The sequence below is a fragment of the Nitrosarchaeum sp. genome (genome assembly GCF_025699065.1).
In the GTDB taxonomy this organism is placed as follows: domain Archaea; phylum Thermoproteota; class Nitrososphaeria; order Nitrososphaerales; family Nitrosopumilaceae; genus Nitrosarchaeum.
The window spans coordinates 28,292-52,996 of record NZ_JAILWF010000001.1; the positions used below are offsets into that span (position 1 = coordinate 28,292).

Consider the following 24,705-nt stretch of genomic DNA (forward strand, 5'->3'; position numbering starts at 1 on the left):
AATTTAGAAATATTATTCGTAAATCTTTTTGCTAATCTCAGTTTGTTTTATGACCTAAAAATTTTTCAAAATACATTTTATCTATAAGATTATGAAATTTACGATAAGTTATGTTGTGAGATGAGAAATTTTTCTTTGGTTCAGATATCTGATGTTTTATTTCTGAATCTTGTCCATGTTTAGATAATGTTCTGTAGATAAATGGTTTAGCAATTACCGGAGTAATTATTGTAGTAAGAAAACCTATTGCAATTACAACTGAAAACAACGCTGTATCAATTAGTCCTAAGGAATACCCAATTGACGCAATAGCCATCTCTACCATTCCTCTTCCATTCATAAGACAGCCTATGGCAACGCTTTCGTTATTTGAAAATCTTGTAATTCTTGCTGCAAGAAATCCGCCGACAATTTTTGATGCAACTGCCACAGAAAATAACGCAAGAAAGAGTGGCGCAGAATCTGTTAGTGACATAAGATCAAACTCTAAACCTATGAAGACAAAGAAAAGAGGCGCAAAAAAGCCAAAGGTAATTCCAGAGATTAATTTAGAATTATGATGGTGTATCTTTTCTCCCCAAAATTTACTGCCAAAAATTAATCCAGCAAAAAATGCACCAATAATAAAATGAAGATTAAAGTAATGCGCAAACAATGCAATTGAAATTCCAAGCGATAAAAGAATTCCAACACTTGCTTCTTTTGTTTTTAGTTTTTCAATAAATGGCTCAACTCTTTGAGAAGTAATGTTGGTCTTTTTCATGACAAAAACTACTGCTGCAAGCACTGCAAAAAAGATAGTAATTTTTGCACCCATTAACCCTACTTCATAATAATCAAATGAAGTCTGTGTGCCTGTTGGATAAATGAGAATTAAAGAAAACACAATCATTGCCATGATGTCGTTGATTAGAGCTGCAGTGATCACCGTTGTTCCAATTTTACTCTTCAAGATTCCAAATTCCATAAGTATCATCGAGCTTACTGGAATTGCTGTAATTGATAACAGTAAACCTACAAAAAGTGATTGTATTTGTCCTAGACCAAAAAATAGACTTGTATAATATCCAGACACAAATGGGATGGTAAATCCAACAATGGCAAGTAAAAACGCAGGTTTAGTTGATTTTCGAATTTCACTTAGATTCAATTCAAGACCTGCCATGAATATCAAGAAAAACACGGCAACATTTGCGAGAATTGTCATGGAATCATCAGGTGAAAGAATTGCCAAAAGAGATGGTCCTAAAATTACTCCTGCCAGCAATTCTCCAACAAGGGAGGGTTGTTTCATCCGACGGAATAATTCCCCTAGTATTCGAGCTAACGCTAGAGAAAGTACAAGTGTTAAAAGCAAATGTTCTATTTGCAACTAGTAATTACTTTGTAACACTGATTAAATCCTAGATTTTTTTGAAAAAAACAACACCCAGTTTAAATATGAAAAACAAAGTCAGATACAAAATTGTTTTAGGGTATGATGATAAAATTAATCTAAAAGATCCTTCATAACATAATCGTTATGAAAGAAGCCGATGTCAAAGAGGCACTAGAGATGCTTGCAACTTGGGCTGACGTCACCAGGACAAAAATTACCGAGCTTCAAGAAGCACTAAGAAACATCACCTCTTTAGTTGAGATGCGAAGATACGAATCATTACTAAATAATGAATTAAATGACATCAAAAACATCGAACGTCTTATCCAACTAATTCGATCTGAGCAACCAAACCCTTAAGTTCATTTCATTATTTTACGTCTCATTGAATGAGCCTCAACGAAGATCAAAGGCATGGTATGTTTTGCCAATTGTTTTTGGAATTATTGGAGGTCTAGTTTCGTACTTTATTGTAAAAAAGGATGATCCAAAATTAGGAAAAAACTGTCTCATTGTTGGCGTTATTCATTTTATCATTGATATCGTTATTGGAGTTATCATGATAATGTTTTCTGAATTTGATCGTTTGACATAATTTTCAATAATTGCAAAATCTTTAAGTCTCGAATTTTCCAAAAATTACTTAATTGGATTTTAAAAATGATTTAGAGGCATTACAAACTGCTATTCTTGAGACAGAGCAAAGAATCAAAAAGCTTGAGAAACATAAGGAATCTGTAACCAAAGAACTTGAAGAATCTAGATCTGATTCCTTGGTTGAAACTCTAAGAAGACTAGAACGTAACTTGGATGATCTGCATTACAAGCTGGAATTTTTAATTTCAGAAAGAGACTCTAAAAACAAAGACATGACTTGATATTTTATATTTTCGTAACGTTTATGAAAATATGAAAACCTAAAACAACATGTCACACATTGAGCTGATAAAAAAATTCTATGACGCTTTTAAAAATAAAGACACTGAAAAGTACCCTCTGTTTTGTAATGAAAAAATAGAATGGATAACAATGGATGGGATGCCAAACGGCGGAAAATATGTCGGATTAGAAGCAATCTTTGGAGATTATTTTCCTGGTATGCTGAAAAATTTTTCAGAATTTCATGCAGTTGCTGAACAGTTTTTGGATGCTGTTGATAACGTTATAGTCATTGGAAGGTATCAAGGCATCTCAAAAAAAGGCAACAAGTTTGATGTTCCCTTTTCACACGTTTACCAGATAAAAGACAACAAAATTACTCAATTCAGACAATTCACTGACACAAAGAAGATTCAAGATTCTCTTGTTTGATCACGCCATTTTATGATGGATGATTGGTTTTTAGATAATGATAAATATATGACCTGTATATACTAGGTCGACCTAGTGATGATAACTCATGTTGAGCCTACATTGGAATTATACGAGCGTGAAAGGATAATTTTTGAATGCATAAAAAACAACCCTGAAATGCACCATAATGCTCTGTTAAAGAAGATTGTGCCAGAGTATATGGCAAAAACAACCTTTGAGAAGACCAGGGATTCGCTAATTGACAAAGAGATTATCTTTGTAGAGAAAAAGGCAAACATGAAATTTTATGTTCCAACATCAAACTATTCTACAAAATTTCAGCAACATGTTGAAAGGATTACAAACACTGCATTTCACAATCTTAAAAACTACATAAAAAAACTAGACGAAGATTACCGCCACAAAGACGTAAACGAAAAGATCAAAATTACAAATTCTGTACTGAAAAACCTGCTGCAAACTGACAACGGATTCACACTTTTGGATTCAAACAAAAATCCAAAAAAAACTCTATACCGTGATGAGCATCTAGAAATCCAGCAACTAATCCATCATGTCTTTGACATAATTCAAAATGATAAAGATCACGATACAATTTTTCCAACAGTGATGAGCTATCTTTATTCAAGTATGCCTAAAAGCTATCAGGAAGTAGAATAACTTGAGACTCGTTTTTATTCTGGAGTGTTTAACCATCTGTGAAAATGGGACTTCTTTACACTAAATTCTATATTGATTTTGAACCAACAGAGTGGAAAGAATTATCAAGCAATCCCGTAATTTTTGAAACTATTGCAGACGGTGTTTCTCTGGAGATTTATGACACGTCTCAAAATTCATACAAACTAAAATTCAGAAAAGGCGGTAGAATACAGATATTTCGAGTAGTTGGAAAATTCCGTCTAACTTGGGATGACAACGATCTCATTTTGGAAAACAAGCAATAAAGTAATAATGGGATTTGTTCTAGTTTGAATAATGTCGCTGCAAGATCAAGTCAAAGAGATTCTAAATAATTTTGATAATGTCTCATCTGATAAAATCATAGATATTCTAAACCAGATTCAACCCCATCTTAAAAGTGAAATTACCCAAGACTACCTAAAAGGGAAGATTAATGGTATTTTAGGCATGACTGATGAGGCTGAAAAGAAAAAGTTCTGCAAGACCCTGATGCCTTACCTTGATTGGTATGTTCAAGGAAATACCTAATCTGAAAATTGGTTGATTTTATCTAGTGCGTTTTTTACTAAGTCTAGGTCTTTTTTTACAAACGGCAAATCTCCGACCAGTTTTAAAAAATACTCGTGTCCGGTATTTTGCGCCTTGTTGATATCTGACTCGTAACATGAGAGCGCCTTTACAAGAAATGATCTGTCCTCACTTAGCGAGTTTAGAACCATATCATCTGACAGCGCATCTTTGATCTTTTTTGTCATCTCATCTATCTTTGGAATTGTCTTCATGGCTTCTTGCTGAAGCAGTGAGCCAAACATTGCTGATGAGTCCTTTAACTCAGGGCTGCTCCCAAGAGTTTTTAGTCTTTTTTTATAATGATTCAATGATCTTAGAATAATTTCGTATCCTCCCTCGTCTTTGAGATAAATTGCACCAAGCCAAATCTTGTCTGACAATTTTTAAAGTTAAATCGCAGTCCTATTATAATTTTTGAACTGACTATTTTTGGATGATTGGCACTAGTATGATTTCTTCTTTCTATTAATATATCAGAATCACGTAATTGAACTATGAATATCAAAAATGAATTTGGTATGATCCAACTGCTTGCATGCTGTCCTAACTGCAATGGCTCTGCTCTTTACTGTGGAAAGATACCAACTGCAATAAAAGAAATGGCAAACAAGGAAGTATTATTTTGCAAACAGTGCAAGTTTATTGTTCCCGTAGAGGAATTCAAAAATATATTGGCTAGCTGCTAAAACTAGAAAATAATTCTAATCTTGTAAGTTGGGATGTTCGTCATAGTCTTCAATGATTGGAGCCGGCTTTCTATTCATAAGATACAGCAAAAATCCTGCTATGGATACGCCTATCCCAAGCAACCCGGTAAATGTCCCTGTGTGTTTTATTGCAGAAAAGAATTTTTTCTCATCAGGATCTGTAGTTGTTACACCTTGCATTCCATAAAACAATATCAAACCAAACAAAATCATAACTCCACCTGCAATAACGATTACAGTCCCGCTTTTCATTAAATTCTAAACCTTGTTCCATCTAATAAATATCGATATTTTTTATTTCAAATTTTTCCAAAAAAATGTGGTTGATTTTATACACCGTAATCCCTTTAACTCAAAACAACTTTTGTCTTGTATGAATGTCTTGTTTTTGATCTTTATTCTGACGATATCTTCTGTGTCTTTTAGTAGTGCAGCATTTGCGGCAAGTTATGACATCAACATGCCGACTGGCTCTGCAAGTCCTGACGCCCCATTTTTTTGGCAAAATGAAAAATCTGGATTAGCTACTGGTGACATTGATATCTCTGTTGGAGATACTGTTGTATGGCAAAACGCAGATACTGCAAAACATACCATTACATCTGGAACTGTCGAGGACGGGCCTGATGGCATCTTTGGTGGCTCAAATTTTATCTCGCCTGGGCAATCATACAAATTTACTTTTACACAAACCGGTCAATTCCCGTACTATTGTCTGATTCATCCTTGGATGACTGGAACAGTCTTTGTCACAGATGGGACCAAAATAATTAACCAAGTCGGAAAGACAGTAGGTGATGGCTCTACGACATTTAACGTGGAGTATCTTTCTGACAGACTTCTTACTGTGAGTGCAATTGACGAGGACCAAAAATCAATCACGTTTGAGATAATTGGAAACGCTAAATCCGACGATGGAACATTGAAAATTAAATTACATTCTGATCTAATTGATGGTCCGTTTGTAATTTTTATTGACGGAAAAAAGATCACCGACTTTGATGATACAAATGAAGATGACATCTCCACGGTAACTGTTGTGCTGCCAAATGATGCAAAATTGCTCACAATAATAGGAACGTCTGTTGTACCTGAATTTGGAGTCATGTCAATTGTAATACTTGCAGTTGCTACCACGATTATCATGTTTGCAAGCCAAAAATCTGGATTTAAAATAAAACTCTGATCGGAATCATTTTAAATTTATGAAAATGTGAAATTTGTTTACCTGTTTTTTTATACTTTAGCAAACTATCTCAAAAGTGATTGGAAAGCACTGGCAATATCCAACAATTCACAAATTCCCAAATCATTGAAAAAATTCAATATTTTATAGACACCAATAAAGGTGATGTGGGAAGGCTCTATCACATTTTAGAACATTTCAAACAAAACAAACCCCTTTACCAATCTGACAAAAATTATTTGGAAAGCAAGCTTAATGTATCTTTTGAAATAATTGATGAGAAAAAACCAACCGACAATCCTGTCCTCTCAAAGATTCAATTGCTGATAAACGCTGAAACAGGCGACCCTGGAAGATTGCAGCACATCTATGACATGATATATCAAAACAAACCACTTTATCATTCTGACCAAGTATACCTTGAAAACAAACTCAACGTACAGAATCCCCCTGAGAATAATCTAGTTACAAAATTTGAATATTCTAAAAACCGTCATTCTGCAAAAAAAGAGACAGTTTTTGAGACAAAGCCTCCTGCAAAGCCTCAAGTTCAAAAACTTCGAGGCTCAATGCCAAAGGACTGGTCTCCTCCAGAAAAAAATTCAAACGAGTTGACTGGAATATATGAGAAAATAAAAACAGAAGAAGAATTGCTTGCAGAAAAGAAAAAAGAACACGATCAACTCCAATTGCAACGCTCAAAACTATCTCAGATTATCTTAAACAGAAAAGATTATGAAAAACAGGTCTTACTTGAAAAAACTCTGCTTGAATCTCAAATAAAAGAAGAACATCTCAGCATTCAAAATCAGACAAAACTATCTGAGCAAATTCTTTCACAGAAAGCAGAACTAGAAAAAGTAAAATCTGAAAGAAATGAATTGATGAAGAAAATCTCAGTTGATAAAGAAAAGATAGCAAAAGATTTAGAGTTTCAAAAGAAACAACTCCTCCAGACAAAACTAGAGCAAGAAGAGATTGAAAAGCAGATAAAAGATGAGCAGATTCAGCTTGCTAAAATGGCTGAAGAACAAAAATCAAACCTGCTCAAACAATCCAAAATAGCACGTGAAATAAATGAAAAGCAAGGATATTTGGAAAAAACCAAAAAAGAATATGAAGAAATCGTATCTCAGGTAAACCTTGAAAAAAGCAAACTAGTTGAATGTGAAAAACTAAAAAAACTAATTGCCACTCAGGAAAAAGATCTGATAAAAGCACAAAAAGAACGACTAAAGATAAACCAGATAATATCAAAAGAAAAAGAAACCATTGCCAAAAAAACAAAAGAGGAACAGGCAAAACTAAAGCAGCAAAGCGTCCTTGCAAAACAGCTAGCGTCTGAAAAAAAGAAGCTGGAAAAAATAAAACAAGAACGCAAAAAAGTTGAAGAAAAGATCAAAAAATCAAAAACAAGAGCATCTAGTAAAAAATCAAAGGCAAAATCTGCCAATTCTGAGCCTAAAATAGCAAAAGCTGAAAATATGGATTCTGCCTAGACTGTCTGCATCTAGTCCAGAAGATTCACAATCATGTCGCTCATTGTTAATCACTTCTTTGAATTAAACTAATTTTGAATTGTTTTTGTAAAATGAAGTTACTTGCCGCATTGGTATTTTTGTCGTTTAGCATAATTCCTGTTGCATACGGTTCTGAAATTACTGGCACTCCTAAAATGGAAGTGTTTGGTCCTAATGACTGGATTACTGTTTTTGTAGTTGTTGACGGATATGCTGGCGGTTCTGTTGAATGGACTGCAACTCAACCAGATGGCAAAGTAATTGCTGGCTCTCTTCCAAGCTTGCAAGCATCAAAGGCAACACACAACATTATTCGAACAGCATTTGATAATCAGTTTGGTAATTGGACAATTCAGTACAATTACAAAGACACTCAAAAAACAGTTGGCGTTTTTGTCGAACCCTTGGAAGTAAAAATCACTACTGACAAAGATATCTATAGTAAATTTGATAAAGCAATTGTAGCATTTTCTACAAACTATTACGAGTCAAGTGCATCAAAAGCTGAAACCTTACATGTAAAAATTCTAGATGATAATGGTTCTCCTGCAAAACTAGTTGAGGAATATAACACCAAAGTATCGCAAGCAAGTATCATAGAGTACTTTTCAATGGATAATTTGCTAAAACACAATCCTTCTGGAACTTATCACATAGTTGCAAAATATTATTCAGTAGAAGTTGATGTACCATTTGTTGCTTCAAGTGTAAACGCAGAGACCAACATCTTCATGGGCAGCGACAAAAACCTCTATGATCCTGGTGACCCAGTTGAAATCAACATAGTCGTGCCTGAGATTTCACTAAATTCTGGAGTTTTGACAATAACATATCCGTCTGGAAAGACAAACACCACAACTATTTCTCCAGTTGCTCCATTAAATCGAATAAAATATGAAGATGTAACTACTGAGATTGGAACTTTTACTGCCAAGTTTGTGTATGGCCCAAACATTGCAACAAAAACTTTTGACGTACTTGCAGAAACACTAGAAAAACCAATGTACAAATCTAAAAACATTGAAGACACAGTTGCAATTCCTCAATGGGTCAGAAACAATGCTGACTGGTGGTCTAAAAACCAAATTACCGATTATGATTTTAAAAATGCCTTACAATACATGATAAGAGAAAATATTATTGTAATTCCTGTTTTGCCTAATTCTGATTCGCCTGTGACTGAAATTCCAGGATGGATCAAAAATAATGCAAAATTCTGGGTAAATGGTGAAATCACAGATCAAGAATTTGCAAAGAGCATTGCATTTCTAGTGACCTCAGGTATTATCAAAATCTAAAACACTTCAATAGCTTATATTTGCCAAACTAACTTGGCATCATAATGGTTGCTAAAAAACAAAATCTGCTAAAAATCGTTGAATCAATGATTAACTTGGATCCAAAAATGCGATTTGCTGCAATCATTGATCAAAAGGGAAACATCAGAGAAGCAATAATGAAGAGTGGAAAGACCTCACTAAAAACCCAAAAAGAAGAGGAGCATTTTTGCAAACAGGTTGCTCAAAGAAGAAAGATGAGGCAGGAATTTAATCGAACTTTGGGAAAGGTTCGATACGTTCACGTTGAAAGAGAAAAAGTAACACAGATGGTAACTTACACCAGAAGAAATATCGTATATTTTACAATGGAGCCTGAAATGCCAACTAACACTAAAATCCGAATCATCACAAAAATCAAAAAAATCACAGCTCATCTTTAATTTTAGTACGTTTGCATTTTGCTAAATGACTCTCAAAAAATACATCATAGATTCAAAGATGTTTGAATATGACCGCCATTACCGGGAATGTCAGCAGAGCAACCAGCCGTTTATCAAGGCCAAAATAAATCCAATAAACGGAAATTACCATGTCCAAATCGACATGATGCCATGTGATTACGAGTTTACAGCTGACGGGGAAAAGCAGCTAAAGAAATTATTTGATGACGAGGTTTTGTTTTTGCAGTCATATCCAAAAAATTCGTTTAGTGGAAGCAGCATCAATAAAGAACTGTCTTGGTTTGATGGCGTCCTGCCTGACAGGTTGGTTTTATTTTGTGAAAAACTATACGACATATCTCAGAATTATCACGGATAGATTATTTACACTAATATTGAAATTTGGTAAGAGCAACTCATGTCAAAACCAATTAAGATTTTAATTGACGAGATGGATGACGGTTGGGACGACAAGCTGCGCAAGTTGGGCTATGACGCGTACAGCGTAAAGAAGCTTCGCAGTGACGGCCTAAAACTGCGTACCGATTATTCTGTGATAAATTATGCAAAAGAAAACGGCATGATCCTAATTACACGCGATACTGAAAGCGGTCAAGCATGTGAAGAAAATGATTTGCCGTTCATACTACTTGACAATGAAGAGATTTTCAAGATAGTAGTTGAGAAATTAAAAAATATTTGATCAGTTTACGCTCTCTGTTCCTATCTGAGATATCCTTAGATTTCCTATTACCTCATTTAGAAACTCTTCTTCTGGCTGATGCACAATTATCTCCATCATTCCTTCCCAACAATCGCTTATCTTTCTTGTAATCTGTGAGAACATTCTGTCTTTTTTAAATGTGGGATAGTGTGACAATAGTTTCATCACTCCGTCAATTGATTGTACAATGTGGATAAGATGGATTATTGTTCGCAGTCTTTCTTGAAACTCTAATTTGTTTTGCTCAATTATTTGTTTGAACTCTTTTATGTCCTCAAAGATTATCTCGATCTCTTTATGCACGCCTTTGAGCTGATTGTTTACAGTCTCTGATATGTTGATTATTTGATATTCAATATGGGATTTGCTGTACATCTTTTTTTCCACCTCTCCTGATTCTACAAGCAAACTAATTTCACGGTGAACCATCTTTTCATTTCCAACTCTTTTTATCACTCTGCTTGTAAGCTCATTTCCGCGAATCTTTCCACTCTCGTTTAGCACACGTAAAATTTCAGTTCTAATAATGTCAGAATCCATATTTTTCTTGTATCAAACTCATTCACTTAAACGTACAAGTGAATTTTGTGGCTATCTGGTTATGATCATCTGTTGTACTTTTCTAAAACCTTGAACTCGCCGTCTTTTTTTAACTCTTCAATCAGATCTTCTAAAATTTTAATCCCGTTTATGATTGGCTCTTTGTCTAGTTTTTTGTTTTCTAGCTTTTGCTTTAGTACCATCTTTTCATTGTGTATGAAACTCAAAAGGCTAACTTTGCCCTGTATATCCAAGTTAACGTAAAATTTTACATAATCGCTTGTGGTCTTTATGCCCATGTTTTTGGTGATTTTTTCTACTATTTGATTTATTGTTCTAAATTCTGAGGTTAATGATACATCTATGTGTACTATGAAAAACACACAGAATCTTATCTTTGTGAAATATTTCCTATTGTTATGTCTGAATTGGAATATGACGTTGTAAATTCCCTAAGGGAATCAACTGACAGAAAAATTGAACGACTAGAAAAGAGAATAGAAGATTTGCACATGTACATAGGTCATCTTAATGAGCGACTAAATTATCTAAATGAAAAAATTGCCGACTAGTCATGTCTTCTTTTTTATTTTTCATACGCCTAATTGCAACAATATGACAGGTTTATTTACAATTTCACCTGTAATGTATTATGGACACATGCGATGTTCGCACTCGTGCATACAAAAATGGAAAAACTTTTGCAGAATGCAGAGAAATCGCCGAGTCGATGAATCCATCATTTAAAGAACATATTGAAAAAAATGGAAAAGTTCTGTGGACTGAAATTTTGGAAAAAGTTGATCATGACGAACTAATTTACAAACTGACATTAAAGTATCTCCGACGAGACGGATACGACATTGGGAATCATAAAATTCCTGAAGTGAAAAAATTTATTTCGTAGAATTTATCTTGCAGCTGCCGTCTGGATTTCTGAGTTTTCTTGCCATTATTATCGGCGTTACAAACAACACTGGGATGGATACTGCAATGAAAAATGTTTGCAGCTGTGACAATGCAATGGATAGTGCAATGCCACTAGCAGTTCCGACAAATACTGATAGAAACGTACCTGCACATGTTGGACATGCAATGAACAATCCTGCAGCTGCTCCAACTGTACTTGCGCCTCTTCCTTTTTTTGATATGGTGTACGCGCTAACTGCAATTGACATGTTCAGCCCAACCAAGTATGACACTACTAGTTGAAGCACCAAGTTGATTGGTAGAATTTGCAATCCGACATGCTCTGTTAGATATATTATGACTTTGGGCATGTATCCTAATTGATCACAGCAAGGAGCAACAAACCCTGAAGGTATGGTTGCACCATAATGTGTGATGAAATTTACTTCTGGCTGATACACAAGAGTTCCTGATATCAAAGAAAAGAAAATTCCATACACGATAAATGTAACTAGAAAAATTTTTCTTGATTTGGAATTCCACGTGGTAATTGCAATTATTGACAAAATGTCAGTTCCATTTTTTCGCACTTTTTCTTTATGATACATGTACAGCCCGTATGCTATTGCTCCAAACGCTGCAAGCAGTATGATGTAAAACCCATATGCTATTCTTTGAATCGTATCCATCGCATCTGGTGTGAACACTTCGGGGTTTTGGTATCTTGAATAAATTACAAATATGAACGTCATTACTGCAAATCCTAAAACAATTAGCTTTTTTCCACTACTGGGATACTTCTCTTCCAACATTTTTTTTGTAATTTGTTTATGAATTAATTCTATTCTCTTGCTTGCATTGATCTTGGCTGTAATTTACGCATGAATTTGTATCTGAAATTTTAATTGTCATCTGTTTTGATATATCATTTTGATTGTATGTGATCTGGATCTGAGAAAAATTATTTTCAAATATTTTTTATAAAGTCGTGGAAAACTATCACAAGTTAAAATGATTATCATTAGTATCTTTATAAGCAGTGAATCGAAATGTAAATTGCATAACAATGGAAATTGATCAAGCACAAGAACCAGATTATGAATCAGTAAAAATCGACTATGTTGGATTTGTAGATCCTTATGCAGTTGAAGGAATGCTTGTCCTCAAAGGCGATGATGACAAAGAGTTTCACATGAGAGCATTTTCTGGCGAGGTTGCAAGACACATATCCAGTTTTGTTGACAGCTCTGCTGAATCAGTTCCGTCAGTTTACAAAATGATAGAGGAGATTTGCGAAGAAAATGAACTGATACTAGTCAAGGTAAAAATTTATGAAAGCGGTGAAGTGTTGCGCGCAAATCTATACTTTACTGGAAAAAAGGATCTTGTGCTGCGAAATTATCGTGCATCTGATGCCATGGCATTAGGAGCTCTGTATAACATTCCAATTCTAGTACGCAAAAATCTGCTAAAAGAACACATGGAAGCATAAGTGACATCTGATCACTCTGAAATAAAATTAATCTACAAGTGCAAACTATCCAAATCAAGTGACTGAGACTAAAATAGATGATGCATTAGATATGCTAAACATTTTTGCAGATACAATCCGTTCTACAATAACTGAGCTTGAAAAGCAAATAGCGAATAAAGAAGATGGTGAGATCAAAAGAACATATGAAGTGTTTATGGACATGGAGATAAGCAGAATCTACGCAATTGAGGAGATAATTCGCAAACTAGAGTCTGATGAATAACTAGTTTATCTTGATGATTCCAATCTTTACTAGATGTTCTATTCCACTGATAAAGTCAGCCTCTGTAATCTTGTCTTCTGACCACCATTTTGCATTGTTTCTTACCCACGATGGTATCTCTTGTGTAAAGATACCCGTAGATTCTCTGACTTGACTAACCTTGATGATGTCTTTTTGCACCAAATACTGGATTCCAACTACAAAATCTCTGTCAGTAATTGTTCCACTTGACCACCACTTTGCATTTTGTTTTATCCATTCAGGTATGCCTTGCTCTGCTGGCTTTTCTGATATCGGTTCAAAGATTGGTTGAGGTGTCTCTGCAACTGTAGTATTGATTGGTTTGAATCCATTTGGCGTGTAAATCGATTTTATTTTTTGTACATCGATTGGTTTTATCTTCATTAGCTTCGAGTTCTCATGTGAAAATACTGCCATGATTGACTCTGCATCAACTAGTCCTTTTGCCCAGACTGAATTTACTTCTGGATCATCTGCTTGATAGTGACCCAATCCAAGTGCATGTCCAATCTCATGAGTTATTGTGGTTCGAAGTTTTTCTGACATTAACATGTCCTCTCCATAACATGCGCTATAGTAGATGTATTTCTCATCACTTGTCTTGCAGATTTGTATGTCTCTGTAATAGATTTTAATTAATTTAAAACTAGAATCATTTGAATATGTTACTCCAAGTACACGATACATCTCGTTTTTCTCTGTTGGCATTGGATGAAATTCAATTATGATATTGCAATCTTTTTGCAGATTGTTTTGTGCATCTTTTTCTGTTAGTAGTTTGTAGTTTATCTTCCAGTTATCTTTAGTGTTTTTTCCTTCTTGCACTTGTAATGCAGATTGCCAGTCCTGGACTGCAAGCCTTGCAGACTCTTCTAGTCTGTCAACACCCCACTGTTTTAGATATGGATCCTGTTCTAGTGTTGGTTGATACGTGCAGACAAGTGGTGTGTCAAAGAACTGTCTGCCAAATATTTTGTATTCGATATTATATCCAAACGAGTCATGTACAAGATTTATGCTCAAAAGAAAGCCTATTGCAAACAGTATGATTATGATTTTCAATGTTTTTGTTGATTTTCTAAAAACTTAAGGATTTAGTAGAATAGAATAATACTGTCAGTTTTATTTTTGCTAAACATATTTAATGTCAAATCAAAAATTGCAAAACATGGGATTTTTCAGAAAAGAAAAAGTCATACTTGACACAAAGTGCAGAGAATGTGACATGGAGTTCTCAGAACCAGAAAGAATGCTGCGTCATATGATAAAAGCTCATACAAAGAAAAAACCAAGTTGCAACTGTTGATAAAGTATTAAACGGCATCTTTTCGTATCTTATACATGAGTGAACAAGAAAAAATTATGGATAATCTACTAAACGTAGATCTTGAGATAATTGACTGTGTACGGGCACTTCAGGAATCTAACTGGGATTCAGGTAGTCTGAAACAACAAGTTGGCGATTTGCTCAAACTTCGTGATGATATGGTTGAAAAATTAATGTCATTAAAAGGCGATGATCATGAATGCGGTTGTGGTCATCAACACGAATAACTGTGAATCTCTAATTCTTATTTTTTAAAATGACTGGAGTGATCCTCTACTGAATAATCACTGCTTGGACTATACAATAGCTGTTCTTTCGAACACTCTCCAGTCAAGAGTAATTGAAATTTCTCACTTATTATAATGATTCCTCTGAATTATCAAAAAAGTTCTCTGGAAACATGTTTCTAATTTTTGTCCTCTCGTTTTCGTATCTTTTTATTTTGTCCTTGTCTGTTTCTGAGTCTAGTTCCTCAATCTTCTTTGTGAGCGTTTTGTACATCATTATGTACTCGGGAAATTTTTCTGGAAGTTCTGTCATTTTAAATGGATTAAATAATGATGAATGCCGGTAATATTTATGAAATTTTTGATATTCTTTATGATAATGTTTTCATTTACAGGGCTTGCCTTTGCAGAAAGTGACGTTCGCACTTTGATAGTTGGAAACCAAATCATGATTACTGCCGACGTTACAAACAGCCTCAACACTCAGCAGCCATTTGTGTACATTACTCAGGTGAAAAATTCAGATAACACTGTAGTGTCTTTGTCTTGGCTTACTGGTTCTCTTTCACCCCGTCAGTCGTTTTCACCTGCACAATCATGGACATCAACTGAAACCGGCATGTATACAATTGAGGTCTTTGTCTGGAAGAGCATTGATAATCCCGAAGCACTGTCTGCTCCTTTGCTTATGACAGTAAACGTCGTTGATCCAAAGACATGATCAAACTGTAAACGGCTTTTGATGAAATTTAATGCAGATGGTGTTGATACCATCTATTATTTCTGCAATCTTTGGATACTCTGACTGCTTTTCTGAAATGTCATTTTTGATAATTCTCATGTAATGGATGATTTTTTTTACTTGCTTATTTTTCTGATTCTTTGATATTGGCGCATTTGATAAATCCTTTAGGTTTGCAGATATATCGCACAGCTTGATTAATTTTGCATCCATTGATGCATTTTTTAATTGCGTGACATACTGCTGCTCGATCTCTTTTTTTGCAACGTTTTTGTCTTTTGTCAAAGATAAAATAATTACTGCGATTTCCCGTCCAAACTTTTCATTTATCTGATCAAATGTCACATCAGTATATTCTATGATGTCGTGCATCCATGCAGCTGCAAGAATATTTTTGTCAGTGACTCCTAAATTTTTGAGTCTGTTTACAACTCCCTCCAAGTGATCAGAGTATGGCGTGACTCCGTCTTTTCGTTTTTGATTTTTGTGTTTCTCATGTGCAAGTTTTTTTGCCTTTAGTATAATGTCTGCACTGTCTTCCATGCGGTTTTGATTTATTCCCGGTATGTAGAGGTTTAACTTTGAAGATATGCTTAAGTTTGATATTTGTGCCTATTGACTGTGAGTGACGCAAACTATCGAGCCACTTTGGTAATCCTAAACGATATCGAGTCACACGGACTGGTTCAGTTTAATCCTGATTATTGTGATGAGGAATTTTTTAAAAATTTTCTCGAATTTGAAAAAGATTTTTCAAATTCGTTTCATAGTGTTGCACGCAACCTTGGTTCTCAAAACCAAGAGACAATGGTCTTTGCAATTTATTCAGAGATGTCTTTTATCATGTCGCATCTTGATGTGATAAACAAGTTTCTAAAAATTATTGTAAATCCTGCCAAACTAAAGGGCGGATTTGATGAACACACTTCGCTTTATCAGATGATTACAAAGATTTGCAACAAGATGCAGTATTCTGAAAAGCTAAAAAACTCGATACGTGGAATGTTTTTGCTTGGATTTAGAAACGCAATACTTTCTCAGCAGTACAGAATCTATCAAAATGACGATCTTGTAATTTACCCAAATGATGAGAATCTGAAAAAACATTTTAGCATAAAGGATCTTACTGATTATTCCTTGCAGGTAATGAGTATGCTTGAGGCAATGATTGACTGGTCAAATGGCGGAAAAAAATCAACTGACAATTCTACTAACGCTCTTTATTCGTTAGTAGATGATATGAAAAGACAAGTCGAACTATTGGATAAAAAACTAGACAGATTGTACTGATTTTTCCAAAACGGATATGGTATTTCTCAAAAAATTCCACTGTTCTTAAGTTTCTAATTTACGCAAGTAAATTGTCCTAATTCGTATGACTCGTTGCAACGGGGAATGTTTCAACGAGACTTTATTTTTTAAATTTTAATTCTTTTATGTCATATTTTTTAGGCTCAATTAAATGGTAATAAATGGTATTTTTTAAAAATTATAAACGCTTCATAATTCGGCAAACTCTTCACCATTCAGACATAGCTTTCTTAATCATCAGCAATTGATAATTCCTCTTCAGTGATATATTGGTATTATTACTAAAACCATAACTTTTGATATCCCAAAAACTATCTTTTCTTCATGGCTAACATGGACAAGCTGTACAGAAGCGTTGCAGCAAAAATAATTCAAAGATGCCATGGCAGTATCAAAATAACAAAACATGGAAAAATAATTGAAGTATATGATGTAAACAGACACATCTGGAGTAAGGGGCTTGCCGGATTAATAATAAAAGAAGAATGCAAAAACGCAGACCTAAAAGAATGGGAGTTTGCACATGTCAGAACCTATGTCATTCAACAATTGCTAGAATAATTTAGTATGTTACTTTACGAATCAAGTGCGGCTCTTTCAGCATTACTTGATAGTCTTTGGCAGCTGACAATTCAACTTCCTTTAGATTGTGATTTGTAATTACAGTTAGCGCCTCGCATCTTGAACAAAGTATTGTCTGACCGTCTGATCTTCGCTCAAAGACAATATTTTTTTCTAGTCTGTCGTCTTTTTGACACCTAGGACAAAGCTTTGGCTCTTTTAGAATTGTGATTATCTCTTTGATGTAGATGATTCTTGACACACGTCATTTCATATCTCTCTGACAGAAAAGAGTTTGGATTATGTCAATTGGCATCCAGCAATTCTGGTCCAAATAAAACCGTTCTAAAATTATTTGAACCAAAACCGTTGAGTATTCGATATATTTCTCAATCTAGCCAATCAACAATAATTTTTATATCCTCGTTGAAATATGTCTTTGGGCATTTCAATTATATTGATTTAAAAATTAGTTTATCTATTAGATATAGATATGACTGAAGATATTTGTGATTTTTGCAAAGGGTTAGGCTCAATATCTTCACATGATTGTGTTTATTGTAATGGGACTGGGGAATGGAATCAGGCAGCACAAGCATATGTAAAAAACCACATCTGTCAGTGCATTGTACTTGACAGAAAGTTTTGCCCGGTTTGCAACAAGGCATGTCATCATGATACATCATTGAATCCAAAACAGAGAATCGATCCCGGTTATGGCGGTTCATCAATTCCAGAAATTACAGTAATTGCTTAGGTAACTATTTCATCTAGACGGCCTTCTTCTTGGGCCTGTCTTATCTCCATGGCTATTCTTTTTCCAATTCCAAATGTCTTGCCATACTGATATTTTGTGTACGGGCTAGTAGTTGCAACAATCGGATTTCCGGGGACTCGCAGTGACACATCATACACTACCAATTCCAAATCTTTAGTAATTACACTCTGCAACGAAAATGGTCCGATAATTCCAGGTGCATACTCCTTTTTGACTGCAGCTACAAACTTGTCGCCCATCTTGATTACTTTTTCAAGCAATGACTCTCTGATGCTAGCTGGAGTGTGACCTACCTCGATGTTTTGCAAGTCAATGTTGATGTCCAGTTGTTGCTTTGCGGGAAGTGCATTAAAATCATGAACATTTGTCTGCAGTCTTCGCTCAATTCCAATAAAATCAACTTGCTTTGATATTGGAGTGTGAAAGAAATTAAAATTCATGTATGTTCCAATTGCAAGTTCCTCAATGCTGGCTTTTTCTAGGCCCTTTCTTGAGATTAGTCCCTGTTTTATTTTTGCTTCTGATTTTTCTTTATAGTCTTTGTAAGATGATACTGTGAAAAATGCCCGCTCTAATGGCCTTTTTAATTCCTGTACCTTTACGATACATGGTTTGTTGATGTTTTTTGGGTCTTTGAATAACTTTGGAAATTTTATTCTTGCCTTCTCTAAAAGAAAGTACTGGTTTCTTTTTACGGTTCTCTCTTCTGCTTGGAATAATTTTCTATTTCCAAATATTGGAACTTTAAACGAGTTCTCTAAGGTTTTGTATCCAAGATATACCGTCAGTGATCTGTGGGGAACTATTATTACATTAGAGTCACGCATTGCTTTTTGATTTTTAGCAGATGCCATGTCCTTGAATTTATTTAGCACAACAATCTCATCTGCTATCCTTCCAAATCTCTGATATGGTCCCTCTCTGCCTTTTTGACAGTACACTAGAGTCTGAAAGTTTTCATCTTTTGCCCCATCCATCACTTCAAGTGCAGAGTGGCTTCCCATAACGCCAATCTTTACATCAGAATATCCGTTTACAATTTTTTTAATCTCAGAAGAACTAATCATAAGATAACTAGAATACGGGAACTAATATAGCTAATTTTTAAATTATTACCTAAATTATCCAATCACAAGATTTTTCTTGATACCAATTACAATACTGGTATGTTTTATTCCGTTGAATTGCAAATGGCTGGAGTTATCTTGCTTACTGCCATGGCAGTTGGAGGAATCTCCTTGTGGATAAAAAGAAGACGAGAGCAGCAAAAACTAGATACTACAGATGAGGCACCGACTAACTAGTGCTAAAATCATCGTATTATCTAATAGATAAAATACCATGAACGATTAGATAGTTTACGATGAAGCTGATAGTTGGCATTACTGGCAGTACTGGTGTAATCTATGGTGTTCGCCTGTTAGAAGTCTTAAAAAAATTGGGAGTCGAGACTCACCTGATAATGTCAGAGTGGGCAATCAAGTGTCTTGCAATGGAGACAGAATTTCAGATTGGCTATGTAAAGTCACTTGCAACCACGATTTCTGATGAATCAAACATGGCAGCAAGCGTTTCCAGTGGAACTCACAAGGTTGACGGAATGATTGTTGCACCATGCAGCATGAAAACATTGTCTGCAATTGCAAATGGATACGATGACACATTGGTGGCACGAGCAGCAGGTGTGACAATTAAGGAATCTAGAAAATTAATTTTGATGGTTAGGGAAACCCCGCTTTCTGCAATCCATCTTGAAAACATGTTAAAGTTGTCAAGACTTGGAGTTGTAATACTGCCACCAGTGACAGAATTTTATACAAAACCAAAAACAATCGACGATATCGTAAATCACGGAGTTGGAAAGTGTTTGGACCAGTTTGATCTGGAGCACGGTTTATACCCTCGTTGGGGTACTTTCAAATTATAATTGGCAAGAGTTGTTTTTGAAAAGATCATAAAGGCTGACAGAAAAAAAGTTTTTGACATTACAACAAACTATGAAAATTTCCAAAAAATTCTTCCACAATACTATCCATCAACTAGAACCATTTCGGTTAGGGGAAATAATTCCCTTGTAGAAGAGCACTTGATGCTTGGAGGGCAAGAATTTGTAATCATGGCAAAGCATGTAACTGACGAACCAATTTTGCACGAACTATTCATTGTTGGCGGGGATGCAAAGGGCACTCATATCACAACAAGATACGACCAGCTTCCAAACGGAACAAAATTAATTTTGGAGATTGATTGGAAGTTTAAAGGAATAAAAAAACTTGGTTTTGGTAAAGACAAGATTCCAAAAGAATATTCTAAAATGATTGATGAACTTGCAATTATTGCTGAGAACTAGTCTAGTTTTTCTTTATCTTTGAGGTCTTTTAGTTCTTTTTCACCCTCAATCTTTCCTTTCTCGTATTCCCCTTTTGCTTTTCCAAAAGTCTTTGCAAGCTCGGGAATTTTTTTGGCACCGAAAATAAACACTACTGCAATAATTATGATAAATATCCATTCTTGACCTTGGATGAAATTAGAAACTCCTTCAAGCATTCTGATTCTTGATTGTTGATTTTGGATTTAAATGTTCGACATTTTGCGCTCACTGCGCTCAATTACTGCCATGCCTATGAGGTACAATGCGATCATTGGTCCTGCAATAAACCACATCGTAACACCGCTTCCGTCTGGAGTGATAATAGCTCCAAATATGACAATTGCAACAATTGCATATCTTATGTTACTTCGCCAAAATTTTGAATCAACTATTCCAATGCGTGATACGGCATACATTACAAGTGGAAGCTGAAATGATACGCCAAATGCCAACAAAAACTGTAAAACAAATGTTACAAAATCAATCACATTTAGAAACGTAACTAGTCCTGCAGACTCTCCGTATGTGTAAAGAAAGTCCAAGATGTATGGGATTACAAAAATATATGAAAAAATACATCCTGCAACAAATAACAACAAAGCAGGCAGCGAGATGTTTCTTGCTATCTTGATCTCTTTTTCTTTTAGTGCCGGTGTGATAAATGCAACAAACTCTCTAATGATAACTGGCATGCTTAATACAATTCCTGTAAGTGCTGCAACGTATATCTGAGCAAAGAACGCTTGGCCTGGCGCTGTCTGAATTAACTGCACATCTGCTGGAACCAAAGTTTCTCTCATGTGATTTGTTATCTGAGCTGCAATGTTGTTTAGCGGATCTGGAGTTGGATAATACAATTGAATTCCGTTAATTTGAATTGGCTCTGCATGAAATGATATCAGAAACATTGTGATCACACCTACTGATATTGCAATTCGTAAAACTATCTTTCTTAGTTGTTTTAGATGTTCATTAATCTCTTGAATGTCTGACATACCTGTCTTCGTCTAGACTGACATGTATCTATTTGCCTGGAATTGGAAGTAGTTTTGCTTCAGGCAATCCTGCGTTTTTGAGCTCCTCTAGACTCAAGTCTTGGAACTCTAAGGATATGATTGCCTTTGTCTTGAATTTCTGCTCCATGCTTTTTGCCAAAGCTGCAATGTCTTTGCTAGAATAGATTTCCTTTGAATCTTTAAGAAATATTCTCTCACCTTTTTCCATCTCTTTTCCTCCAAATTTTTCGTGAAGAAAACTGGTAATTGATGGCAATTCCTTTCTTGGAATATTGTTGTGATAGTAGGTGATTCCCTTGACTGACTCATAATCGTATGGCGTACCGTTTCTATACATGAAAAGACCGATGAAGATTGCCTGTACCTCTGGCTCTCTTACACACTTTATCTCCCAGTTTAGCAGTTTCTCTTCATTGTATACAAATTTCTCCATCTCGTCTGGAGTAATCTTCCAATATCTTGATCTTGACAATCTGTGGTATGCTTTTCTAATCTGATATAAATTTCAATGTTTGGCGATGTTTTTGCGTCGTTTAGTAATTATAACTTCGATGACTAGTCCTGCAACCACTACAATCAGAACTGTAACTGCAGACCAAAGTATCTGGACAATAGGATCAAATGCTTGTGTCATAGGTGTAGTGTCCATCATTGGTGATGATTTCATCATTGTATCTGCAGATTCTCCTGTCATTCTTGCCATCTCGTCTACTGGTACTGATTCCATTGCTACGTCTGCAGACTCTTCTGGAATTGACTTGAATGCCATCTCTGGAACATCTGGCGGCATTGATGTATTTGCCGACATATCTCCATCTGGCATCACGTTTCCTTTTTGAATTAGTTGAGATGAAAACCATGCAGCAATTGATGCGCCACCAAGTGTTGCCAGTCTGTGAATTCTAGTAAATGAATTAAACAGTGATTTGCTCTTTTTTGCAGGCTCTGACATCATTGCAGGCAAGATGACTATTGCAAGCTTGTCCACGGTGTAAAATTTCATGTCATGAGACTTTGTGTTTTTTCCAATGTTGGTAATCTTTACTACTCCTGCATCCTGCATCTTTTTTAAATGATAAATTACAAGTGGCAATGAGATTTCTGTCTTTTGTGATATTTGATTTGCAGTTAAGGAATCATTAAATAAAATTTTTAAAATTGCCCTGCTAGAATCTGAGCTGAGTATCTCGCCAATTGATTTTAGCTTTGAATCCTCGGTGGATAAAATTTCGACTCTGTCTGCAATACCTATTGTATCTCCCTCAGTATCTTTTAGAGCATCTCCAGTTTCGTCTTTCATTGAACCAATAAAATTTTGAATCTCTTAATAATGCTTGTCGTTAAATTGAAATTTAATCAAACCTTATCTACAAAATTATTCATTGTATAATCATGAAACATTCAAAACGAATCTTTACAGCCATGATTGCTGTACTGGTAGTCTCTGTTACTGTGGGTGCAATCTCTGTTACCCCAAATGCAGTAGCTCAAGAAGAAGTCACTCCTTTTCCATCAAGGGAAAAAGTGATCTCAGTTACCGGTAATGCAATCTCAAGCGTAAAGCCAAACCTTGCAAACATTAGTTTTGGTGTTGAAATTCAAGAAAAAACTGCCAAAGATGCACTGGCTTCAAATTCTGAATTGATGAACAAAGTGATTGCTGCAATAAAACAAGTAGGAATCACTGATTCGGAGATCAGTACATCCCAGTTTAACATCTATCCTGTATATGATAATTATCAGGACAAGGAGACTGGAAGATATACCCAAGAACTAATTGGATATAGAGTAAGCAACATCGTTCATGTTGAAACTCAGAAGCTTAACAGTTTAGCTGCTATAATTGACAGCGCAGTTGAGGCAGGTGTGAACAGAGTAGATAGCGTATACTTTTCACTATCTCCAGAACTTGCATCAAATCTCAAAGATGAACTTTTAGAAGAAGCAGTTCTCAATGCAAAGTCAAAAGCTGAAATGGCACTCGCTCCACTAAATTACAAGATAATTGGAGTAAAGGCAGTCTCTTTATCTGAATTTTCAATACCATACCCAATGCCAATGTACGACATGGCATATGGTGAGGGAATTGCAAAATCCTCAGCCCCTACACCAATATTTTCATCTGACCAAGATGTCAATACAAGTGTAAACGTTGTCTTCCTAATTGGAAGCAACTAACTTTTTTTCTTTTTTTAATCGTCTATGCTTCCGCCCTGTCCGAACAAGACTGGCATGGTGTACGTGCTTGTAATATTTTCCATCTTTCTTAGAATCTCTACAAATCTATCTAGTCCAAATTCTGCATCATGTTCTACTTTGAGAAAAATATCGTATTTGCCCCAAATGCCATTTACTTCAATTACTCCCTTTATGCTTCTTAGGTGAGTGATTACCTCCTTTTCATGTCCTGGGTTGCAAGTAAGCAAAATGTAAGTTTGCAATACCATAGTATTGTTGTCTTTATGATATAATCTATCTGTTATTTTTTAATTTGAATATTGTTGCTTTAGTTTCTCCAATCAGAACTGTCTTTACAGATTCTGAATGAAACCAGCAAAGATTCTCATTTGATAAACATTTGTAACACTTTACAATGGAATCAAGTGATCTTGATAGTTCCTCGTTTCTTAATGAATCGTTTTCAAACGAATAGCTCATACTTTAGTATGGTGAGTATCGGCATTTAACTAGATGTCATTTTCTATAGTCACAGACGATTTTAGAAATTCCCGTAATTGGGATTTTTTTGCATGCGATCATTATTCATAAACCCTTAAGTTCATACACTTTTTTAAAAAATTATTGAAATCAGCCACAGTTATCGTGTATGTTCTTGGGGCACTCGCTATTTTGGGAGTATTGGCAGGACTGCATCAAATTGTGACATATCAAGCTGAAATCGCATTTGAGGATTTTGAGTCAAAACAAAAATTATCTGATGCCAAAGAAAAGCCAACCCCAAAACCGGTAATAGAAAACAAGACAGCTGTAGAAGCTGAAAAAACGATTCCTTGAAATCTTGTAGGAAGATAGATTAACCTCTTTTTGATTTTCCAACGTGTTGGCTGTCTTTAATGTTCATGTAACAATTGAAAACAAACCCGGCATCAGCGATCCTGAGGGTGAGACAATTCTAAATGACTTGGTACTAAAAGGCGGGGACTCTTCAATATCTAAAATAAAGACTGCAAAGATGCTAAAATTTACAATTAAAGAAAAAGACAAAAAATCTGCACAATCAAAGGTTCAGAAAATATGTGACGAACTAAGAATCTACAATCCAATGGTAAGCAAAGTCACAATTGATGTCTTTGATGCATCCTAAATTGCAAACAGCGATCT

Annotated in this window: 47 protein-coding genes; 30 read left to right on the forward strand and 17 right to left on the reverse strand. The window is 35.2% G+C overall.

Annotated elements, in window-relative coordinates; translation table 11 throughout:
• Positions 1–37: 37 nt before the first annotated feature.
• Complete coding sequence (locus K5782_RS00150; RefSeq protein ID WP_297462908.1) at positions 38–1,372, reverse strand: cation:proton antiporter; 1,335 nt, start codon at positions 1,370–1,372, stop codon at positions 38–40.
• A gap of 150 nt (positions 1,373–1,522) precedes the next feature.
• On the opposite strand from K5782_RS00150, the gene K5782_RS00155 reads away from it, so the two are divergent.
• The 7 genes from K5782_RS00155 (at position 1,523) to K5782_RS00185 (ending at position 3,904) form a co-directional block, all read left to right on the forward strand.
• Positions 1,523–1,738 carry a hypothetical protein gene (locus K5782_RS00155; protein ID WP_297462910.1) on the forward strand — a complete coding sequence of 72 codons (216 nt, stop codon included), beginning with the start codon at positions 1,523–1,525 and terminating at the stop codon, positions 1,736–1,738.
• 25 nt (positions 1,739–1,763) lie between these two features.
• The gene (locus K5782_RS00160; RefSeq protein WP_297462912.1) at positions 1,764–1,973 is read left to right on the forward strand and encodes a hypothetical protein; all 210 of its coding nucleotides are present in this window, start codon (positions 1,764–1,766) and stop codon (positions 1,971–1,973) included.
• Between the two features lie 52 nt (positions 1,974–2,025).
• A complete protein-coding gene (locus K5782_RS00165; RefSeq protein WP_297462914.1) occupies positions 2,026–2,256 on the forward strand; it encodes a hypothetical protein in 231 nt (76 codons plus the stop codon).
• Positions 2,257–2,305: 49 nt separating this feature from the next.
• Entirely contained in the window at positions 2,306–2,689 is a 384-nt protein-coding gene (locus tag K5782_RS00170; protein ID WP_297462916.1) for a nuclear transport factor 2 family protein, read from the forward strand.
• A gap of 78 nt (positions 2,690–2,767) precedes the next feature.
• Positions 2,768–3,352 carry a hypothetical protein gene (locus K5782_RS00175; RefSeq protein ID WP_297462918.1) on the forward strand — a complete coding sequence of 195 codons (585 nt, stop codon included), beginning with the start codon at positions 2,768–2,770 and terminating at the stop codon, positions 3,350–3,352.
• Positions 3,353–3,396: 44 nt separating this feature from the next.
• Positions 3,397–3,639: a hypothetical protein gene (locus K5782_RS00180; RefSeq protein WP_297462920.1), complete on the forward strand. Its 243-nt coding sequence runs from the start codon at positions 3,397–3,399 to the stop codon at positions 3,637–3,639.
• Between the two features lie 31 nt (positions 3,640–3,670).
• The gene (locus K5782_RS00185; protein ID WP_297462922.1) at positions 3,671–3,904 is read left to right on the forward strand and encodes a hypothetical protein; all 234 of its coding nucleotides are present in this window, start codon (positions 3,671–3,673) and stop codon (positions 3,902–3,904) included.
• On the opposite strand, the gene K5782_RS00190 is transcribed toward K5782_RS00185, so the two are convergent.
• Positions 3,901–4,326 (reverse strand): hypothetical protein, encoded by a 426-nt coding sequence (locus K5782_RS00190; RefSeq protein WP_297462924.1) that lies wholly within the window; start codon positions 4,324–4,326, stop codon positions 3,901–3,903. The genes K5782_RS00185 and K5782_RS00190 overlap by 4 nt on opposite strands.
• A 114-nt stretch (positions 4,327–4,440) precedes the next feature.
• Between K5782_RS00190 and K5782_RS00195 the strand changes: the two genes are divergently transcribed.
• Entirely contained in the window at positions 4,441–4,632 is a 192-nt protein-coding gene (locus K5782_RS00195) for a hypothetical protein (protein ID WP_297462926.1), read from the forward strand.
• Positions 4,633–4,647: 15 nt separating this feature from the next.
• Here K5782_RS00195 and K5782_RS00200 read toward each other — a convergent pair whose 3' ends face one another.
• Positions 4,648–4,905, reverse strand: coding sequence for a hypothetical protein (locus K5782_RS00200; RefSeq protein ID WP_297462928.1), 258 nt, complete (start codon positions 4,903–4,905; stop codon positions 4,648–4,650).
• Positions 4,906–5,068: 163 nt separating this feature from the next.
• Between K5782_RS00200 and K5782_RS00205 the strand changes: the two genes are divergently transcribed.
• From K5782_RS00205 to K5782_RS00230, 6 genes are all read left to right on the forward strand, one after another.
• Positions 5,069–5,839, forward strand: a complete 771-nt coding sequence (locus tag K5782_RS00205; protein ID WP_297462930.1) for a PEFG-CTERM sorting domain-containing protein — start codon at positions 5,069–5,071, stop codon at positions 5,837–5,839.
• Positions 5,840–5,919: 80 nt separating this feature from the next.
• Positions 5,920–7,338 (forward strand): chromosome segregation protein SMC, encoded by a 1,419-nt coding sequence (locus K5782_RS00210; RefSeq protein WP_297462932.1) that lies wholly within the window; start codon positions 5,920–5,922, stop codon positions 7,336–7,338.
• A 92-nt stretch (positions 7,339–7,430) separates the two neighbouring features.
• Positions 7,431–8,657, forward strand: coding sequence for a hypothetical protein (locus K5782_RS00215; protein ID WP_297462934.1), 1,227 nt, complete (start codon positions 7,431–7,433; stop codon positions 8,655–8,657).
• Between the two features lie 44 nt (positions 8,658–8,701).
• Complete coding sequence (locus tag K5782_RS00220; RefSeq protein ID WP_297462936.1) at positions 8,702–9,079, forward strand: DUF6659 family protein; 378 nt, start codon at positions 8,702–8,704, stop codon at positions 9,077–9,079.
• A 25-nt stretch (positions 9,080–9,104) separates the two neighbouring features.
• Positions 9,105–9,458, forward strand: coding sequence for a hypothetical protein (locus K5782_RS00225; RefSeq protein ID WP_297462938.1), 354 nt, complete (start codon positions 9,105–9,107; stop codon positions 9,456–9,458).
• Positions 9,459–9,497: 39 nt separating this feature from the next.
• On the forward strand, positions 9,498–9,782 hold the full coding sequence (locus tag K5782_RS00230; protein ID WP_297462940.1) for a DUF5615 family PIN-like protein: 285 nt from the start codon (positions 9,498–9,500) through the stop codon (positions 9,780–9,782).
• Here K5782_RS00230 and K5782_RS00235 read toward each other — a convergent pair whose 3' ends face one another.
• Together K5782_RS00235 and K5782_RS00240 are read right to left on the reverse strand one after the other, a co-directional pair.
• Positions 9,783–10,343, reverse strand: coding sequence for a hypothetical protein (locus K5782_RS00235; protein WP_297462943.1), 561 nt, complete (start codon positions 10,341–10,343; stop codon positions 9,783–9,785). It abuts the gene before it with no gap.
• Positions 10,344–10,408: 65 nt separating this feature from the next.
• On the reverse strand, positions 10,409–10,642 hold the full coding sequence (locus K5782_RS00240) for a hypothetical protein (protein ID WP_297462945.1): 234 nt from the start codon (positions 10,640–10,642) through the stop codon (positions 10,409–10,411).
• 120 nt (positions 10,643–10,762) lie between these two features.
• Here K5782_RS00240 and K5782_RS00245 point away from each other — a divergent pair, with 120 nt between their 5' ends.
• Together K5782_RS00245 and K5782_RS00250 are read left to right on the forward strand one after the other, a co-directional pair.
• Positions 10,763–10,915, forward strand: coding sequence for a hypothetical protein (locus K5782_RS00245; RefSeq protein ID WP_297462947.1), 153 nt, complete (start codon positions 10,763–10,765; stop codon positions 10,913–10,915).
• An 80-nt stretch (positions 10,916–10,995) separates the two neighbouring features.
• A complete protein-coding gene (locus K5782_RS00250; RefSeq protein WP_297462949.1) occupies positions 10,996–11,250 on the forward strand; it encodes a hypothetical protein in 255 nt (84 codons plus the stop codon).
• On the opposite strand, the gene K5782_RS00255 is transcribed toward K5782_RS00250, so the two are convergent.
• Positions 11,240–12,064 (reverse strand): hypothetical protein, encoded by an 825-nt coding sequence (locus K5782_RS00255; protein ID WP_297462951.1) that lies wholly within the window; start codon positions 12,062–12,064, stop codon positions 11,240–11,242. The two genes, K5782_RS00250 and K5782_RS00255, sit on opposite strands and share 11 nt — an antisense overlap.
• 254 nt (positions 12,065–12,318) lie before the next feature.
• Here K5782_RS00255 and K5782_RS00260 point away from each other — a divergent pair, with 254 nt between their 5' ends.
• Together K5782_RS00260 and K5782_RS00265 are read left to right on the forward strand one after the other, a co-directional pair.
• The gene (locus tag K5782_RS00260) at positions 12,319–12,744 is read left to right on the forward strand and encodes a bifunctional nuclease domain-containing protein (protein WP_297462953.1); all 426 of its coding nucleotides are present in this window, start codon (positions 12,319–12,321) and stop codon (positions 12,742–12,744) included.
• A gap of 58 nt (positions 12,745–12,802) precedes the next feature.
• Entirely contained in the window at positions 12,803–13,009 is a 207-nt protein-coding gene (locus tag K5782_RS00265) for a hypothetical protein (protein WP_297462956.1), read from the forward strand.
• On the opposite strand, the gene K5782_RS00270 is transcribed toward K5782_RS00265, so the two are convergent.
• Complete coding sequence (locus tag K5782_RS00270) at positions 13,010–14,092, reverse strand: hypothetical protein (RefSeq protein WP_297462958.1); 1,083 nt, start codon at positions 14,090–14,092, stop codon at positions 13,010–13,012. It lies immediately after the preceding gene.
• 106 nt (positions 14,093–14,198) lie between these two features.
• Here K5782_RS00270 and K5782_RS00275 point away from each other — a divergent pair, with 106 nt between their 5' ends.
• Positions 14,199–14,336 (forward strand): hypothetical protein, encoded by a 138-nt coding sequence (locus K5782_RS00275; protein ID WP_297462960.1) that lies wholly within the window; start codon positions 14,199–14,201, stop codon positions 14,334–14,336.
• A gap of 35 nt (positions 14,337–14,371) precedes the next feature.
• Positions 14,372–14,584 carry a hypothetical protein gene (locus K5782_RS00280; protein ID WP_297462962.1) on the forward strand — a complete coding sequence of 71 codons (213 nt, stop codon included), beginning with the start codon at positions 14,372–14,374 and terminating at the stop codon, positions 14,582–14,584.
• Positions 14,585–14,714: 130 nt separating this feature from the next.
• Here K5782_RS00280 and K5782_RS00285 read toward each other — a convergent pair whose 3' ends face one another.
• Entirely contained in the window at positions 14,715–14,897 is a 183-nt protein-coding gene (locus K5782_RS00285; RefSeq protein WP_297462964.1) for a hypothetical protein, read from the reverse strand.
• 39 nt (positions 14,898–14,936) lie between these two features.
• Here K5782_RS00285 and K5782_RS00290 point away from each other — a divergent pair, with 39 nt between their 5' ends.
• Positions 14,937–15,305: a hypothetical protein gene (locus K5782_RS00290; protein ID WP_297462966.1), complete on the forward strand. Its 369-nt coding sequence runs from the start codon at positions 14,937–14,939 to the stop codon at positions 15,303–15,305.
• Here the strand turns inward: K5782_RS00290 and K5782_RS00295 are convergent, their stop codons facing one another.
• Complete coding sequence (locus tag K5782_RS00295) at positions 15,306–15,869, reverse strand: HD domain-containing protein (protein ID WP_297462968.1); 564 nt, start codon at positions 15,867–15,869, stop codon at positions 15,306–15,308. It abuts the gene before it with no gap.
• 78 nt (positions 15,870–15,947) lie between these two features.
• On the opposite strand from K5782_RS00295, the gene K5782_RS00300 reads away from it, so the two are divergent.
• Positions 15,948–16,616, forward strand: a complete 669-nt coding sequence (locus tag K5782_RS00300) for a hypothetical protein (protein WP_297462971.1) — start codon at positions 15,948–15,950, stop codon at positions 16,614–16,616.
• A 345-nt stretch (positions 16,617–16,961) separates the two neighbouring features.
• Positions 16,962–17,198, forward strand: a complete 237-nt coding sequence (locus K5782_RS00305) for a hypothetical protein (RefSeq protein ID WP_297462972.1) — start codon at positions 16,962–16,964, stop codon at positions 17,196–17,198.
• 1 nt (position 17,199) lies between these two features.
• Here the strand turns inward: K5782_RS00305 and K5782_RS00310 are convergent, their stop codons facing one another.
• Positions 17,200–17,460, reverse strand: a complete 261-nt coding sequence (locus K5782_RS00310) for a hypothetical protein (RefSeq protein ID WP_297462974.1) — start codon at positions 17,458–17,460, stop codon at positions 17,200–17,202.
• Positions 17,461–17,691: 231 nt separating this feature from the next.
• Here K5782_RS00310 and K5782_RS00315 point away from each other — a divergent pair, with 231 nt between their 5' ends.
• On the forward strand, positions 17,692–17,955 hold the full coding sequence (locus K5782_RS00315; protein ID WP_007550404.1) for a hypothetical protein: 264 nt from the start codon (positions 17,692–17,694) through the stop codon (positions 17,953–17,955).
• Here K5782_RS00315 and K5782_RS00320 read toward each other — a convergent pair.
• Complete coding sequence (locus tag K5782_RS00320) at positions 17,952–19,043, reverse strand: formate--phosphoribosylaminoimidazolecarboxamide ligase family protein (protein WP_297462976.1); 1,092 nt, start codon at positions 19,041–19,043, stop codon at positions 17,952–17,954. The two genes, K5782_RS00315 and K5782_RS00320, sit on opposite strands and share 4 nt — an antisense overlap.
• Positions 19,044–19,142: 99 nt before the next feature.
• On the opposite strand from K5782_RS00320, the gene K5782_RS00325 reads away from it, so the two are divergent.
• The 3 genes from K5782_RS00325 to K5782_RS00335 are packed head-to-tail and all read left to right on the forward strand — an operon-like array spanning position 19,143 to position 20,326.
• Positions 19,143–19,280, forward strand: a complete 138-nt coding sequence (locus K5782_RS00325) for a hypothetical protein (RefSeq protein WP_297462979.1) — start codon at positions 19,143–19,145, stop codon at positions 19,278–19,280.
• A gap of 59 nt (positions 19,281–19,339) precedes the next feature.
• The gene (locus tag K5782_RS00330) at positions 19,340–19,903 is read left to right on the forward strand and encodes a UbiX family flavin prenyltransferase (protein ID WP_297462981.1); all 564 of its coding nucleotides are present in this window, start codon (positions 19,340–19,342) and stop codon (positions 19,901–19,903) included.
• A complete protein-coding gene (locus K5782_RS00335; protein WP_297462984.1) occupies positions 19,904–20,326 on the forward strand; it encodes an SRPBCC family protein in 423 nt (140 codons plus the stop codon).
• Here the strand turns inward: K5782_RS00335 and K5782_RS00340 are convergent.
• Genes K5782_RS00340 through K5782_RS00355 form a run of 4 tightly spaced genes read right to left on the reverse strand, consistent with a single transcriptional unit; the run spans position 20,323 to position 22,663 of the window.
• Positions 20,323–20,523, reverse strand: a complete 201-nt coding sequence (locus K5782_RS00340) for a twin-arginine translocase TatA/TatE family subunit (protein WP_297462986.1) — start codon at positions 20,521–20,523, stop codon at positions 20,323–20,325. The genes K5782_RS00335 and K5782_RS00340 overlap by 4 nt on opposite strands.
• 27 nt (positions 20,524–20,550) lie before the next feature.
• Positions 20,551–21,342 carry a twin-arginine translocase subunit TatC gene (gene tatC / locus K5782_RS00345; protein ID WP_297462988.1) on the reverse strand — a complete coding sequence of 264 codons (792 nt, stop codon included), beginning with the start codon at positions 21,340–21,342 and terminating at the stop codon, positions 20,551–20,553.
• A 28-nt stretch (positions 21,343–21,370) separates the two neighbouring features.
• On the reverse strand, positions 21,371–21,835 hold the full coding sequence (locus tag K5782_RS00350; RefSeq protein ID WP_297462990.1) for a hypothetical protein: 465 nt from the start codon (positions 21,833–21,835) through the stop codon (positions 21,371–21,373).
• A gap of 33 nt (positions 21,836–21,868) precedes the next feature.
• The gene (locus K5782_RS00355) at positions 21,869–22,663 is read right to left on the reverse strand and encodes a winged helix-turn-helix domain-containing protein (protein WP_297462993.1); all 795 of its coding nucleotides are present in this window, start codon (positions 22,661–22,663) and stop codon (positions 21,869–21,871) included.
• A 92-nt stretch (positions 22,664–22,755) separates the two neighbouring features.
• Between K5782_RS00355 and K5782_RS00360 the strand changes: the two genes are divergently transcribed.
• Entirely contained in the window at positions 22,756–23,541 is a 786-nt protein-coding gene (locus K5782_RS00360) for an SIMPL domain-containing protein (protein WP_297462996.1), read from the forward strand.
• A gap of 14 nt (positions 23,542–23,555) precedes the next feature.
• Here K5782_RS00360 and K5782_RS00365 read toward each other — a convergent pair whose 3' ends face one another.
• Positions 23,556–23,810, reverse strand: a complete 255-nt coding sequence (locus K5782_RS00365) for an Lrp/AsnC ligand binding domain-containing protein (protein WP_297462998.1) — start codon at positions 23,808–23,810, stop codon at positions 23,556–23,558.
• 25 nt (positions 23,811–23,835) lie between these two features.
• Positions 23,836–24,021, reverse strand: a complete 186-nt coding sequence (locus tag K5782_RS00370) for a hypothetical protein (RefSeq protein WP_297463000.1) — start codon at positions 24,019–24,021, stop codon at positions 23,836–23,838.
• A gap of 144 nt (positions 24,022–24,165) precedes the next feature.
• On the opposite strand from K5782_RS00370, the gene K5782_RS00375 reads away from it, so the two are divergent.
• Positions 24,166–24,378, forward strand: coding sequence for a hypothetical protein (locus tag K5782_RS00375; RefSeq protein ID WP_297463002.1), 213 nt, complete (start codon positions 24,166–24,168; stop codon positions 24,376–24,378).
• A gap of 46 nt (positions 24,379–24,424) precedes the next feature.
• Positions 24,425–24,688: a phosphoribosylformylglycinamidine synthase subunit PurS gene (gene purS / locus K5782_RS00380; protein WP_297463656.1), complete on the forward strand. Its 264-nt coding sequence runs from the start codon at positions 24,425–24,427 to the stop codon at positions 24,686–24,688.
• Positions 24,689–24,705 lie beyond the last annotated feature (17 nt).

Excerpts from the sequence above, each read along its gene's own strand:
- K5782_RS00235 (WP_297462943.1), bottom strand. The coding sequence starts at position 10,343 with ATGGATTCTGACATTATTAGAACTGAAATTTTACGTGTGCTAAACGAG.
- K5782_RS00360 (WP_297462996.1), top strand. The coding sequence starts at position 22,756 with ATGAAACATTCAAAACGAATCTTTACAGCCATGATTGCTGTACTGGTA.
- K5782_RS00355 (WP_297462993.1), bottom strand. The coding sequence starts at position 22,663 with ATGAAAGACGAAACTGGAGATGCTCTAAAAGATACTGAGGGAGATACA.
- K5782_RS00240 (WP_297462945.1), bottom strand. The coding sequence starts at position 10,642 with ATGGGCATAAAGACCACAAGCGATTATGTAAAATTTTACGTTAACTTG.
- K5782_RS00280 (WP_297462962.1), top strand. The coding sequence starts at position 14,372 with ATGAGTGAACAAGAAAAAATTATGGATAATCTACTAAACGTAGATCTT.
- K5782_RS00245 (WP_297462947.1), top strand. The coding sequence starts at position 10,763 with ATGTCTGAATTGGAATATGACGTTGTAAATTCCCTAAGGGAATCAACT.
- tatC (WP_297462988.1), bottom strand. The coding sequence starts at position 21,342 with ATGTCAGACATTCAAGAGATTAATGAACATCTAAAACAACTAAGAAAG.
- K5782_RS00255 (WP_297462951.1), bottom strand. The coding sequence starts at position 12,064 with ATGTTGGAAGAGAAGTATCCCAGTAGTGGAAAAAAGCTAATTGTTTTA.
- K5782_RS00325 (WP_297462979.1), top strand. The coding sequence starts at position 19,143 with ATGTTTTATTCCGTTGAATTGCAAATGGCTGGAGTTATCTTGCTTACT.
- K5782_RS00370 (WP_297463000.1), bottom strand. The coding sequence starts at position 24,021 with ATGAGCTATTCGTTTGAAAACGATTCATTAAGAAACGAGGAACTATCA.
- K5782_RS00170 (WP_297462916.1), top strand. The coding sequence starts at position 2,306 with ATGTCACACATTGAGCTGATAAAAAAATTCTATGACGCTTTTAAAAAT.
- K5782_RS00340 (WP_297462986.1), bottom strand. The coding sequence starts at position 20,523 with ATGCTTGAAGGAGTTTCTAATTTCATCCAAGGTCAAGAATGGATATTT.
- K5782_RS00220 (WP_297462936.1), top strand. The coding sequence starts at position 8,702 with ATGGTTGCTAAAAAACAAAATCTGCTAAAAATCGTTGAATCAATGATT.
- K5782_RS00175 (WP_297462918.1), top strand. The coding sequence starts at position 2,768 with ATGATAACTCATGTTGAGCCTACATTGGAATTATACGAGCGTGAAAGG.
- K5782_RS00200 (WP_297462928.1), bottom strand. The coding sequence starts at position 4,905 with ATGAAAAGCGGGACTGTAATCGTTATTGCAGGTGGAGTTATGATTTTG.
- K5782_RS00215 (WP_297462934.1), top strand. The coding sequence starts at position 7,431 with ATGAAGTTACTTGCCGCATTGGTATTTTTGTCGTTTAGCATAATTCCT.
- K5782_RS00315 (WP_007550404.1), top strand. The coding sequence starts at position 17,692 with ATGACTGAAGATATTTGTGATTTTTGCAAAGGGTTAGGCTCAATATCT.
- K5782_RS00260 (WP_297462953.1), top strand. The coding sequence starts at position 12,319 with ATGGAAATTGATCAAGCACAAGAACCAGATTATGAATCAGTAAAAATC.
- K5782_RS00195 (WP_297462926.1), top strand. The coding sequence starts at position 4,441 with ATGAATATCAAAAATGAATTTGGTATGATCCAACTGCTTGCATGCTGT.
- K5782_RS00230 (WP_297462940.1), top strand. The coding sequence starts at position 9,498 with ATGTCAAAACCAATTAAGATTTTAATTGACGAGATGGATGACGGTTGG.
- K5782_RS00320 (WP_297462976.1), bottom strand. The coding sequence starts at position 19,043 with ATGATTAGTTCTTCTGAGATTAAAAAAATTGTAAACGGATATTCTGAT.
- K5782_RS00305 (WP_297462972.1), top strand. The coding sequence starts at position 16,962 with ATGGCTAACATGGACAAGCTGTACAGAAGCGTTGCAGCAAAAATAATT.
- K5782_RS00295 (WP_297462968.1), bottom strand. The coding sequence starts at position 15,869 with ATGGAAGACAGTGCAGACATTATACTAAAGGCAAAAAAACTTGCACAT.
- K5782_RS00275 (WP_297462960.1), top strand. The coding sequence starts at position 14,199 with ATGGGATTTTTCAGAAAAGAAAAAGTCATACTTGACACAAAGTGCAGA.
- K5782_RS00285 (WP_297462964.1), bottom strand. The coding sequence starts at position 14,897 with ATGACAGAACTTCCAGAAAAATTTCCCGAGTACATAATGATGTACAAA.
- K5782_RS00180 (WP_297462920.1), top strand. The coding sequence starts at position 3,397 with ATGGGACTTCTTTACACTAAATTCTATATTGATTTTGAACCAACAGAG.
- K5782_RS00185 (WP_297462922.1), top strand. The coding sequence starts at position 3,671 with ATGTCGCTGCAAGATCAAGTCAAAGAGATTCTAAATAATTTTGATAAT.
- K5782_RS00365 (WP_297462998.1), bottom strand. The coding sequence starts at position 23,810 with ATGGTATTGCAAACTTACATTTTGCTTACTTGCAACCCAGGACATGAA.
- K5782_RS00250 (WP_297462949.1), top strand. The coding sequence starts at position 10,996 with ATGGACACATGCGATGTTCGCACTCGTGCATACAAAAATGGAAAAACT.
- K5782_RS00330 (WP_297462981.1), top strand. The coding sequence starts at position 19,340 with ATGAAGCTGATAGTTGGCATTACTGGCAGTACTGGTGTAATCTATGGT.
- K5782_RS00290 (WP_297462966.1), top strand. The coding sequence starts at position 14,937 with ATGAAATTTTTGATATTCTTTATGATAATGTTTTCATTTACAGGGCTT.
- K5782_RS00225 (WP_297462938.1), top strand. The coding sequence starts at position 9,105 with ATGACTCTCAAAAAATACATCATAGATTCAAAGATGTTTGAATATGAC.
- K5782_RS00155 (WP_297462910.1), top strand. The coding sequence starts at position 1,523 with ATGAAAGAAGCCGATGTCAAAGAGGCACTAGAGATGCTTGCAACTTGG.